Origin of the sequence: Streptomyces sp. PA03-1a, from assembly GCF_033792805.1 — a bacterium.
In the GTDB taxonomy this organism is placed as follows: domain Bacteria; phylum Actinomycetota; class Actinomycetes; order Streptomycetales; family Streptomycetaceae; genus Actinacidiphila.
Genome location: NZ_JARAVO010000282.1, coordinates 1 through 11,127, shown reverse-complemented (window position 1 = coordinate 11,127; position 11,127 = coordinate 1). Strand labels below are relative to the sequence as shown.

10 protein-coding genes are annotated in these 11,127 nt (G+C 73.1%); 5 read left to right on the top strand and 5 right to left on the bottom strand.

What is annotated here, in order from left to right; genetic code table 11:
- The first annotated feature begins 186 nt into the window (after positions 1-186).
- Positions 187-1,197 (top strand): aldo/keto reductase, encoded by a 1,011-nt coding sequence (locus tag PV341_RS39530; protein ID WP_500326718.1) that lies wholly within the window; start codon positions 187-189, stop codon positions 1,195-1,197.
- Positions 1,198-1,221: 24 nt separating this feature from the next.
- On the opposite strand, the gene PV341_RS39525 is transcribed toward PV341_RS39530, so the two are convergent.
- The gene (locus PV341_RS39525; RefSeq protein WP_500326717.1) at positions 1,222-1,725 is read right to left on the bottom strand and encodes a GNAT family N-acetyltransferase; all 504 of its coding nucleotides are present in this window, start codon (positions 1,723-1,725) and stop codon (positions 1,222-1,224) included.
- Between the two features lie 53 nt (positions 1,726-1,778).
- Positions 1,779-2,948 carry an apurinic/apyrimidinic endonuclease family protein gene (gene xylA, locus PV341_RS39520; RefSeq protein ID WP_499513646.1) on the bottom strand — a complete coding sequence of 390 codons (1,170 nt, stop codon included), beginning with the start codon at positions 2,946-2,948 and terminating at the stop codon, positions 1,779-1,781.
- 73 nt (positions 2,949-3,021) lie between these two features.
- Between xylA and xylB the strand changes: the two genes are divergently transcribed.
- The 3 genes from xylB (at position 3,022) to PV341_RS39505 (ending at position 6,810) form a co-directional block, all read left to right on the top strand.
- Entirely contained in the window at positions 3,022-4,434 is a 1,413-nt protein-coding gene (gene xylB / locus PV341_RS39515; RefSeq protein ID WP_500326714.1) for a xylulokinase, read from the top strand.
- Between the two features lie 165 nt (positions 4,435-4,599).
- Positions 4,600-5,751 (top strand): ROK family protein, encoded by a 1,152-nt coding sequence (locus tag PV341_RS39510; RefSeq protein WP_500326837.1) that lies wholly within the window; start codon positions 4,600-4,602, stop codon positions 5,749-5,751.
- A 171-nt stretch (positions 5,752-5,922) separates the two neighbouring features.
- Positions 5,923-6,810, top strand: coding sequence for a prohibitin family protein (locus tag PV341_RS39505; RefSeq protein WP_500326712.1), 888 nt, complete (start codon positions 5,923-5,925; stop codon positions 6,808-6,810).
- A gap of 90 nt (positions 6,811-6,900) precedes the next feature.
- Here the strand turns inward: PV341_RS39505 and PV341_RS39500 are convergent, their stop codons facing one another.
- Positions 6,901-8,190: a L,D-transpeptidase gene (locus PV341_RS39500; RefSeq protein ID WP_500326710.1), complete on the bottom strand. Its 1,290-nt coding sequence runs from the start codon at positions 8,188-8,190 to the stop codon at positions 6,901-6,903.
- A 249-nt stretch (positions 8,191-8,439) separates the two neighbouring features.
- The gene (locus PV341_RS39495) at positions 8,440-8,835 is read right to left on the bottom strand and encodes a hypothetical protein (protein ID WP_500326708.1); all 396 of its coding nucleotides are present in this window, start codon (positions 8,833-8,835) and stop codon (positions 8,440-8,442) included.
- Positions 8,836-9,023: 188 nt separating this feature from the next.
- Between PV341_RS39495 and PV341_RS39490 the strand changes: the two genes are divergently transcribed.
- Positions 9,024-9,311: a hypothetical protein gene (locus PV341_RS39490; RefSeq protein WP_500326706.1), complete on the top strand. Its 288-nt coding sequence runs from the start codon at positions 9,024-9,026 to the stop codon at positions 9,309-9,311.
- 67 nt (positions 9,312-9,378) lie between these two features.
- Here PV341_RS39490 and hutH read toward each other — a convergent pair whose 3' ends face one another.
- Complete coding sequence (hutH, locus tag PV341_RS39485; RefSeq protein WP_500326835.1) at positions 9,379-10,959, bottom strand: histidine ammonia-lyase; 1,581 nt, start codon at positions 10,957-10,959, stop codon at positions 9,379-9,381.
- Positions 10,960-11,127: the final 168 nt, after the last annotated feature.

Below are 11,127 nucleotides of genomic sequence, written 5' to 3'. Positions count from 1 at the left end.
GTTTTGGGAGTTTCGTTGGGTCGGGAGTGGGTTTTAAACCGCAGGCGCAACGCACCCGCACACAACAACCGGGCAGCCCGCCGCAGGCGCAACGCACCCGCACACAAACACCGGCCGCAACCACAACCCCCCGCCCCGGGCACCGCACTTGCCGGGAGTCCACTCGAAGAGGTTCGCTGGTACCCCATGAGGTACACACAGCTCGGCCGCACCGGCCTCAAGGTCAGCCGCATCGTCCTGGGGACGATGAACTTCGGCGGGCAGACGGACGAGGCCACCAGTTACACGATCATGGACGCCGCGCTGGACGCGGGGGTCAACTTCTTCGACACGGCGGACATCTACGGCACCGCCGAGGACAAGGGCCTGACGGAGAAGGTCATCGGCTCGTGGTTCGCGCGGGGCGGGGGCCGCCGCGACAAGGTGGTGCTGGCCACGAAGGTCTACGGGAACATGTCGGCGGACGGGAAGGCGTGGCACGAGGAGTCGTGGCCGAACCACGACCGGCTCAGCGCCCTCAACATCCGCAGGGCGGTCGAGGCCAGCCTGCGGCGGCTCGGCACGGACCACATCGACGTCTACCAGTTCCACCACGTCGACCGGCGCACCCCGTTCGAGGAGATCTGGCAGGCGGTGGACGTGCTGGTCCGCCAGGGCAAGATCCTCCACGCGGGGTCGTCGAACTTCCCCGGTTACAAGATCGCGCGGGCCAACGAGGCGGCCGCGAACCGCGGTTCGATGGGCCTGGTCAGCGAGCAGTGCCTGTACAACCTGGCGGAGCGCCGCGCCGAGCTGGACGTGATCCCGGCGGCGCAGGAGTACGGGCTCGGTGTGATCCCGTGGTCGCCGCTGCACCAGGGGCTGCTGGGCGGCGCGCTGCGCAAGGAGCGGGAGGACGGCGGGGCCCGCACCAAGGTGGGCCGGTCGGCGGCGGGGCTGGCCGACCCGGTGGTCCGGGCGCGGGTGCAGGCGTACGAGGACCTGCTCGGCAAGCACGGACTGGAGCCCGGCGAGGTCGCGCTGGCCTGGCTGCTGACCCGGCCCGGGATCACCGGGCCGATCGTGGGGCCGCGCACGCCGGAGCAGTTCTCCTCGGCGTTGCGCGCGGTGGACCTGGAGCTGGACGAGGAGCTGCTGGCGGGTCTCGACGAGATCTTCCCCGGACCGGGCCCCGCCCCGGAGGCCTTCGCCTGGTGACCGGGTCCGGTGGCGCCGGCCCGATCAGGCCCGCGCCACCGCGAGCCGCTTCGTCAGCACGCGCTCGGGGCGCCCGTCCGGCATGACCCCGCCGGGGCCCCCGTCGTCCGCGAAGCCGTTGCGCACGTAGAGCGCCGTCGCCGCCGTGTTGCCCTCCGCGACCGCGAGGTGGAGCAGGGCGACGCCCGCGGTGCCCGCCGCCCACTCCTCGACGGCCCGGATCAGCAGGTCGGCGACGCCGCGGCCGCGGGCCTCGCCCGCCACCCACATCGAGATCAGCTCGGCGCTGTCCGGCAACTCGCCGGGCACGCCGCTGGCCATGCCGCGGGGCCGGCCGTCCACGAGGGCGACCAGGTTGTACGAGCCGGGCAGGGCGAGCCGGTCGCGCCAGCGTTCCTCGCGGTCGCCGTCGCCCTGCCAGTCGGCGAGCCGGGCGCCGAAGGCGTGCGGCGCGTCGGCGAGTGCGGTGAGCCGCAGCTCCCGCCAGAGCGGCCAGTCGTCGGGGGTGAGCACGCGCAGTTCGATCACCCCCGCAGGGTGCCGCCGGGCCGGGCCCGGCGGCAACCCGGTTTCCGCGGGGCTCAGCGGGTGCCGAGCAGGTGGTCCATCGCGAGCTGGTCGAGCTGCTCGAAGGCGGACCCGCGGGTCGCGACGGCGTCGGCGTCGAACTCCTCGTAGGCGCCCCGGTCGGCGAGCAGGTCGGCCAGGGACTCGCCCTCGCCGAGGGTCGGCTGCGCCAGCTGGTCCAGGCGGGCGGCCTTCAGCGCGTCCTGCACGGCCGGGTCGGCGCGGAACGCGGCGGCACGGTCCTTGAGGATGAGGTAGTTGCGCATGCCGCCGGCGGCGGACGCCCACACACCGTCCATGTCCTCGGTCCGCGGGGGCTTGAAGTCGAAGTGGCGCGGGCCCTCGTAGCCGGCCGACTCCAGCAGGTCGACCAGCCAGAACGCCGAGCGCAGGTCGCCGGCGCCGAAGCGCAGGTCCTGGTCGTACTTGATGCCGGTCTGGCCGTTGAGGTCGATGTGGAAGAGCTTGCCGTGCCACAGCGCCTGGGCGATGCCGTGCGGGAAGTTCAGCCCGGCCATCTGCTCGTGACCGACCTCGGGGTTGAGGCCGACGAGCTCGGGGTGGGCCAGCTCGTTGATGAACGCCAGCGCGTGGCCGATGGTCGGCAGCAGGATGTCGCCGCGCGGCTCGTTCGGCTTGGGCTCGATCGCGAAGCGCAGGTCGTAGCCCTGCTCCAGGACGTACTCGCCGAGGAGGTCGAAGGCCTCCTTGAAGCGGTCGAGGGCGACCCGCACGTCCTTGGCGGCACCGGACTCGGCGCCCTCGCGGCCGCCCCAGGCGACGTAGACCTTGGCGCCCAGCTCGGCGGCGAGGTCGATGTTGCGGATGGTCTTGCGGAGCGCGAAGCGCCGGACCTCGCGGTCGTTGGCGGTGAAGCCGCCGTCCTTGAAGACCGGGTGCGTGAAGAGGTTGGTGGTGGCCATCGGCACCTTCAGGCCGGTGGCGTCCAGGGCCTGGCGGAACCGCTTGATGTGGCCCTCGCGGGCGGTGTCGTCCGAGCCGAAGGGGATCAGGTCGTCGTCGTGGAAGGTGACGCCGTACGCGCCGAGCTCGGCCAGCCGGTTGACGCTCTCGACGGGGTCGAGGGCGGGCCGGGTGGCGTCGCCGAAGGGATCGCGGCCCTGCCAGCCGACGGTCCAGAGACCGAAGGTGAACTTGTCCTCGGGGGTGGGGGTGAAACTCATCGCGGCGGCTCCTATTCGTAAGACCACTGAACAAATTAATATGCCATCGCCGCTTTGTGAAGGGAGCCGCAGGATGGGTAACGGACCGATCGCGCTGGGTGTGGACAGCTCCACCCAGTCGACCAAGGTGCTCGCAGTCGACGTGGAGACGGGCGAGGTGCTGGCCAGGGGACAGGCCCGGCACACGGTGAGTGAGGGCGCGGGCCGCGAGACCGACCCCGAGGTGTGGTGGCGTGCGCTCGGCGCCGCGCTCGCCCAGATCGGGCCGTACGCGGAGCGCGCCGACGCCATCTCGGTCGGCGGCCAGCAGCACGGCCTGGTCGTCCTCGACCCGGTCGGCCGGCCCCTGCGGCCCGCCCTGCTCTGGAACGACGTGCGGTCCGCCCCGCAGGCCGCCGCGCTGGTGGAGCGGCACGGCGCCGCGTACTGGGCGGAGCGCTTCGGCAGCGTGCCCGGCACGAGCTTCACCGTGACCAAGTGGGCCTGGCTCACCGAGCACGAGCCGGAGACCGCCAAGGCCGCCGCGGCCGTGCGCCTCCCGCACGACTTCCTCACCGAACGGCTCGGCGGCGCCGGCGTCACCGACCGGGGCGACGCCTCCGGCACCGGCTGGTGGGCCACCGACACCGAGACGTACGACGAGGCCCTGCTCGCCGAGATCGGCCTCGACCCGGCCCTGCTGCCCCGGGTCCTCGGCCCCGGCGAGGCTGCGGGGGTCACCCTGCCCGGGCTGCCGCTGCGCGAGGGCGTCCTGGTCGGCGCGGGCACCGGCGACAACGCCGCCGCGGCCCTCGGCCTCGGGCTCCTCCCCGGTCAGCCCGCGCTGAGCCTCGGCACCTCCGGCACGGTCTACACCCCCGCCGCCACCCGGCCCACCGACCCCACCGGCATCGTCGCCGGCTTCGCGGGCGGGCACGGCGACTGGCTGCCGCTGGCCTGCACCCTCAACTGCACCCTCGCCGTCGACAAGATCGCGGGGCTGCTCTCCCTGGACCGGGAGGCGGTCGAGCCGGGCGGCGGCACGGTCCTGCTGCCCTTCCTCGACGGCGAGCGCACCCCCAACCTGCCGTACGCCTCCGGGCTGCTCACCGGGCTGCGGCACGACACCACCCCCGGGCAAATCCTCCAGGCCGCGTACGACGGCGCGGCGTACGCCCTGCTCACCGCACTCGACCAGGTGCTCGCGGTCGACGGCACCACCTCCGACGAGCCCCTGCTGCTCATCGGCGGCGGCGCCCGCGGCACGGCGTGGCGGGAGACCGTACGCCGTCTGTCGGGACGGGCCGTCCGGATCCCCGTCGCGGACGAGCTGGTCGCGCTGGGCGCGGCCGCGCAGGCCGCCGGCCTGCTCACCGGGGAGTCCCCGCAGGCCGTCGCCCGCCGCTGGGACACCACGGCCGGCCCCTCCTACGACCCCGTCCCGCGCGACGACGCCGCGCTCGACCGCCTCGCGGCGGCGCTGGCCGACTCCTTCGACGTGCGGTGAGCCCGTCGCCCCGCCCGGGGTCCGGCCGCCGGGCGGGGCGTGCGAGGGTGGGGGCAGGTCGACGTTGACCAGGACGGATGACGGACGAGAGCGGAAGGGGACCGGGGCGTGGCGGAAGGGCCGGGGTCGCAGGCGGGGTTGCGACGGCGGAATCTGGCGCTGGTGATGCGAGCCGTGGCGGAGCACGGCGAGGTCTCGCGCGCGGCCGTCGCCGCCGAGGTCGGGCTGACCCGGGCCACCGTGTCGACCCTCGTCGACGAGCTGCTCGCGGCCGGCCTGCTGGTGGAGCTGGGCACCCAGCGCCCCGGCACGGTCGGCCGCCCCGGCACCGCCCTGGCGCTGAACGACACCGGTCCGGCGGGCCTCGGCGCCGAGGTCGGGGTGGACCACCTCGCCGCCGTCGCGGTCGACCTGCGCGGCACCGTGCGCGCCCGGGCCCGCGTCGAGGCGGACAACCGCGGCCGTCCGGCGCCGGAGGTGCTGCGCGAACTCGCGGCGCTCGTCGGCGAGGTGCGGCAGGAGGCGCGGGCCGCCGGACTGAGCGCGGCCGGACTGACGCTCGCCGTGCCGGGCCTGGTCGGCCGGGACCGGCAGGTCGTGATGCGGGCGCCGAACCTCGGCTGGGAGGACGTCGACGCCGCGGGCTGGTTCGACCGGGCAGGGGCCGACGGCCTGGCCGGAGCCCGCATCCCGGTCACCGTCGAGAACGAGGCCAACCTCGGCGCCCTCGCCGAGCTCTGGCTGGGCGGCCACGAGGGCGTCACCGACTTCGTGCACGTCTCGGCGGAGATCGGCATCGGCGCGGCGCTGGTCGTCGACGGCCGGCTGTTCCGCGGCGCGCGCGGCTTCGCCGGGGAGCTCGGCCACGTGCCCGTGCACCCGACGGGCCCGCGCTGCTCCTGCGGGGCCCGCGGCTGCCTGGAGCAGTACGCGGGCGAGGAGGCCGTGCTGCGGGCCGCGGGCATCGCCCCGGAGCGGCCGGACGCGCTCAAGGCCCTCCAGGCGGCCGCCGTGGAGGGGGACCCGGCGGCGTTGAAGGCGCTCGCGGCCGCCGGGCAGGCCTTCGGGATCGCGCTGAGCGGCGCGGTCAACCTGCTGGACCCGCAGGCCGTCGTGCTGGGCGGCACCCTGGCCTCGCTGGCGCCGTGGCTGCGCTCGGCCGTCGAACGCGAGCTGGGCCGCCGCGTGACGGACCGTCAATGGCGCACGGACGCCGTGCGGGTGTCCCGGCTGGGCCGCGAGGGCGTGCTGCTCGGGGCGGCGTACAGCGTGGTGCGCTCCGTCCTGGACGACCCCCAAGCGCTGCGGACGCGGTAGCCCGCCGGGGCGCCGCCCCGCCAGGGCCCGCGTCCGGACCCGGCGACAGCCTCGCAACGGCTCGTCACAGCTCGTCACACGAGGTACGGAACCGTCACCTCGGGCCGTTACGATGCGCTGCGCGGCGCGGCCGGGGGGCGGCGCCGGTCCGTGTTCCGGAGGGGGATCCCTGTGTTCGTGCTGTCCATCCTGCTGCTCACGGCGGCGGTCGTGCTGTTCTTCGTCGCCCGGGGCCAGAGCTCCGTCGGCTGGAAGCTGGGAGCGGCGCTCAGCGCCCTGGCGGGCGTGCTGGCCGGCGTCTTCGCGTGCGTCCACGTCGTGAGCGCCTACGAGGTCGGCGTCCCGGTGACCTTCGGCAAGGTCGGCTCCCCGCTGACCTCCGGCATCCACTTCAGGTCGCCGTTCACCGACGTCACGTCGTTCTCCACGCGCCCGGTCGACCTCGATCTGCACGACAAGGACGTGGTCGAGGTGCGCTCCTCGCAGGGCGGGGTGCTCTACGCCGACGTGACCATCAAGTGGGCCGTGGTGCCCGCCAAGGCCGTCGAGCTCTACCGGCTGGCGGGCAACGAGGAGGCCATCCAGTCGCGGCTGGTGATGCCGGACAGCCGCGAGATCATCCGCAACGTCTTCGCCAAGCACAGCAGCGAGGAGGGGTACGCCTCCGCCCGCGAGCGGATCGGGTCGGAGATCGACGCCCTGATCAAGCAGCGCCTCGCCCCGCGCGGCATCGACGTCACCGCGGTGAACCTGCGCAACGTGCGGCCCTCCGACCAGTTGCAGGAGCAGATCGACAAGAAGATCCAGCAGCAGCAGGCCACCGAGCGGGCCGTCGAGGCGTCCAGGACGGCCAAGGCCGAGGCGGAGCGCAAGCGGATCGAGGCGGAGGGCATCGCGAGCGCCAACCGGATCATCGCGCGGTCGCTGAGCGACAAGGTGCTGTACAACCAGTGCCTGGACGCCTACCGCGAGGCCGCGAAGTCCAATCCCGTGTACGCGGTTCCCTGCGGCACGGGCGCGAACGGCTCCCCGGTCATCGTGGACGGCACGAAGGACTGACGGCCCGCGCGAGGAGGGCGCGAAGGACGCCACAGGGGCCCGGAACCTCATGGTTCCGGGCCCCTGTCGCCGTCCGGGGCGGGAGCGGTCTCAGACCGCGCTGCCGGCCTTCCAGGCGCTCCAGTTCATGTTCCAGCCGTTGAGGCCGTTCGCCGGGTCGACGGTCTTGTCCTTGGAGTTCTTCACGATCACGACGTCGCCGACGATCGAGTTCGTGTAGAACCAGTAGGCGTCGGTGGAGGTGTCCTTGGCGCCCTTGGTGTCGTTCAGGCCCACGCAGCCGTGGCTGGTGTTGACGGCGCCGAACACCGAGTCGGCGCCCCAGTAGTTGCCGTGGATGAAGGTGCCGGACGTGGTCAGGCGGATGGCGTGCGGCACGTCCTTGATGTCGTACTCGCCCTTGCCGTCGTCGTCGGTGAAACCGACCGTGGCGCCGTTCATCCGGGTCTCGGTGAACTTCTCCGACATCACCATCTGGCCGTTGTAGGTGGTGTTCTCGTCCGAGCCGGCGGAGATCGGGATGTTGCGGATGACCTTGCCGTCGCGCACGACCTTCATCCGGTGGGTCGAGGCGTCGACCGTCGAGACCTGGCTGCGGCCGATCTTGAAGCTGACGGTCTTGTCCTGGACGCCGTAGATGCCGGAGGAGCCCTCGACGCCGTCGAGGTTCAGCTTGAGCGTGACGGTGGAGCCGGCCTGCCAGTAGGACTCGGGGCGGAAGTCGAGCCGGGTGGAGTTGAACCAGTGGCCGACGACCTCCTGGCCGCTGCTGGAGGTCACCGCGATCGCCGACTGGACGGCCTTCTTGTCCTCGATCGCCTTGGTGAAGTTGATCGAGACCGGCATGCCCACGCCGACGGTCTGGCCGTTCTCGGGCGTGTAGTAGCCGATGAAGCTGTGCGCGGAGGTGACCGTGGTGAAGGTGGAGTTCTCGGCGGCCTTGCGGCCCTTGCCGTCCTCCGCCTTGGCGGCGATCTTGTACTGGGTCTCCCGCTTCAGCGGGCCGTCGGGCGCCCAGCTCGAGCCGTCCGCGGAGATCGTGCCCTTGACGGCGGAGCCGTCGGCGACCGAGGTCATGGTGACGCTCGTGAGCTCACCGTCGGTCACCTGCACCTTGGCGCCCGTGTTGATGCTGACGTCGCTGGCGCCGGTCTTCGGGGTGATCGATATTCGGGCGTCCGAGGAGTCCTTGGCCGCCTGCTCGTCGACCGAGGCCTGCGACTTGGCGTTGTTGTCGGAACCGGCCGTGCCCGCCTTGTCCCCCCCGCAGGCGGTCAGCGAGATCGCCCCGACGGCGAGCAGCGCCAGAGCTGCCAGCCCGGCTCGCCGCTTGCGCGAGGGACTCGTGTCGGTGGCTGTGCCGGTCTCGGCGCGCTTCACACAGATCTCCAATGTCTTCCGGTACGCGTTTCCCCCGGCCCGCGTGCGTCGCGGGCCACGGCCCTCGATCGAGCCTCACTCGTACGTCCAGGAACTGCCAGGGTCTTTGGTCCGTTCCCCCACCCCGGGAAGTGTGGGGAAGAACACGTGCGTGACGCACGTGACATGGGCGCGGTCACGCGGCCCGTGCGAAACCCCGGACCCGTGAGGGGCCCGGGGCGGGTGAGTCACGCACTGCCGAAGACGCGTTCAGCGTCCCTGCGGTTCCTCCTCCTCGATGTCGGCTTCGTCCGCCTCGTCGTCCACCTCGTCGTCCACCTCGTCGTCGTAGAGGTCCCACTCGTCGGAGTCGGGGTCGTACTCGGTGTGGGCACAGGACCAGGACGCTTGCACCAGTTCGATCCCCGGCACGCTGGTGACCAGGTCGAACGGATCGACCAGGTAGGCCAGCGCCTCCGACTCGTCCTGCCGCACCGACGCCTCGGCGTGCTGCCGCTCGTCGTCCGGCATGTACTCGTCGCCGCCGATCTGGTCCAGCGCGGCGTCGGTCAGCTCGCCGGACCCGGTGATCTCCAGGACCAGCTCCACCTGGAGCCGCACGTAGCGCGGCCCGCTCTCCCCGGTGGGGATGTCAGTAGTGCTCATGTGACGGAGCGTATGCGGGGGAACGGCCCCCGTTGCGCAGGCAGTCCGCTTCCGCGCGGAAGGATACCCGCGGCGGCCCTCCGCGAACCCGCGGAAGCTCCGGTTCCGGGGTCGAACTTCCCTCAGCGGCGGTTGTCTCACTACCATCGGCCTTCACGGTCAAGTCGCCGCAACCGCTGGGGGATCCGTTGACCTCGCACCGTCCACCCGCCTTCGTCGCCGTCACGGCTGCCGCCGTCCTCGGCGCCCTGTACTTCGTGCCCAACGCGTCCGCCAGTGCCGAGCACACGGCGAACACGAGCGCGCAGTCGTCCGTTTCCACCGCCACCACCGGGTCGGGCACCGACCCGGGACAGCACCTGGCGGACACCGGCAGCGTCGACACCACGCCGTACCTGGTCGGCGGGACCGCCTTCCTCGGCCTGGGCGCGGCGCTCGTGATCAACGCGAGCCGCCGCGCCCGCGAGATGTACTAGGCACTGCCGCCCCGGAACCCGCCCGCCCCGGCCGGAGGCCGGGGCGGTGTCGGTGTCGGGGTGGGGGTCAGGCGAGCGGGCCGGTGACCGACTCGGCCGCCGCCACCAGACCGCCGCCGCGCACGAAGTCGTACGCCGCCTCCAGGTCCGGGGACAGGAAGCGGTCCGGACCGGGGCCGCCCACTCCGGCCTCGCGCGCCGCCTTCAGCACGGCCTGGGTCGCCGGGGCGGCCACCAGTACCTCGCTGCCCTGCACGCGCAGCTCGACGGCGCGCGACGCGGCCATCAGCTCGACCGCCACGATCCGGGCCAGGTTGTCCACCGCCTGCCGCAGCTTGCGCGCGGCCGACCAGCCCATCGACACGTGGTCCTCCTGCATCGCCGAGGACGGGATGGAGTCCACCGAGGCCGGGACCGCGAGCCGCTTGTTCTCGCTGACCAGCGCGGCCTGCGTGTACTGGGCGATCATCAGGCCGGAGTCCACGCCCGGGTCGTCGGCCAGGAAGGCGGGCAGGCCGTGCGAACGGCTCTTGTCCAGCAGCCGGTCGGTGCGCCGCTCCGCTATCGACCCGAGGTCGGCCGCCGCGATGGCCAGGAAGTCCAGCACGTAGGCGACGGGGGCGCCGTGGAAGTTGCCGTTGGACTCCACCCTCCCTCCCCCAGAGCCTTCGGCCTGGGAGGTACCCCCAGCGAAGACGACCGGGTTGTCGACGGCGGAGACCAGCTCGCGGTCGGCGACCGTCATGGCGTGCGTCACGGTGTCCCGGCCGGCGCCGGCCACCTGCGGGGCGCAGCGGATCGAGTACGCGTCCTGGACCCGCGGTGCGTCGTCCTGGTGGTGCCCGGTGAGCCCGGAGCCGGCGAGCACACGGCGCATGTTCTCGGCGCTGGCCGCCTGGCCGGGGTGCGGGCGGATCGCGTGCAGCTCGGGGGCGAGCACCTTGTCGGTGCCCAGCAGCGCCTCCATCGACAGCGCGGCGGTGACGTCGGCGGCGGTGAACAGCCGGCGCAGGTCGTCGATGGCCATCACGAGCATGCCGAGCATGCCGTCGGTGCCGTTGATGAGGGCCAGGCCCTCCTTCTCGCGCAGCTCGACGGGCTCGATGCCGTGCTCGGCCAGCAGCTCCGCGGCGGGGCGCACGACGCCGTCGGGGCCCTCCGCCTCGCCCTCGCCCATCAGGACCAGCGCGCAGTGCGACAGCGGTGCCAGGTCGCCGGAGCAGCCCAGGGAGCCGTACTCGTGGACGACGGGGGTGATGCCGGCGTTGAGCAGCGCGGCCATCGTCTCGGCGACGACCGGACGGACACCGGTACGGCCGGAGGCCAGCGTCTTCAGCCGCAGGAACATCAGCGCGCGCACCACCTCGCGCTCCACGTGCGGGCCCATGCCGGCGGCGTGCGAGCGCACCAGGCTGCGCTGCAGCTGCACGCGCAGCTCGGGGCTGATGTGCCGCACCGCGAGCGCGCCGAAGCCCGTCGAGACGCCGTAGACCGGCTCCGGTTTCGCCGCCAGGGCCTCCACGACCTCGCGCGCCGCGGCGATCCCGGCCAGCGCCTCCGCCGACAGCTCGACCCGCGCACCACCGCGGGCCACCGCCAGCACGTCCTCCGCCGCGGCCCCGTGGGCCCCGATCACCACGTTATGCATACTCATATTCACGAACCCTACGGACTGAATCGCAACCTGTCACGTGCCCGACGGGCCTCTTCCGCGCGGCCCCCGCCGCACCCGCCGGCCCGTCCCATGGTGCGCTCCCCGGGCCCCGGGCCGGCGGGTGCGGCGGGGGCCGCGCGGAAGAGGCCCGTCGGGCACGTG

What these genes read in the sequence shown, in the direction of transcription:
- PV341_RS39510 (WP_500326837.1), top strand. Translation starts at nt 4,600, where the DNA reads ATGCGAGCCGTGGCGGAGCACGGCGAGGTCTCGCGCGCGGCCGTCGCC.
- xylA (WP_499513646.1), bottom strand. Translation starts at nt 2,948, where the DNA reads ATGAGTTTCACCCCCACCCCCGAGGACAAGTTCACCTTCGGTCTCTGG.
- xylB (WP_500326714.1), top strand. Translation starts at nt 3,022, where the DNA reads ATGGGTAACGGACCGATCGCGCTGGGTGTGGACAGCTCCACCCAGTCG.
- hutH (WP_500326835.1), bottom strand. Translation starts at nt 10,959, where the DNA reads ATGCATAACGTGGTGATCGGGGCCCACGGGGCCGCGGCGGAGGACGTG.
- PV341_RS39530 (WP_500326718.1), top strand. Translation starts at nt 187, where the DNA reads ATGAGGTACACACAGCTCGGCCGCACCGGCCTCAAGGTCAGCCGCATC.
- PV341_RS39495 (WP_500326708.1), bottom strand. Translation starts at nt 8,835, where the DNA reads ATGAGCACTACTGACATCCCCACCGGGGAGAGCGGGCCGCGCTACGTG.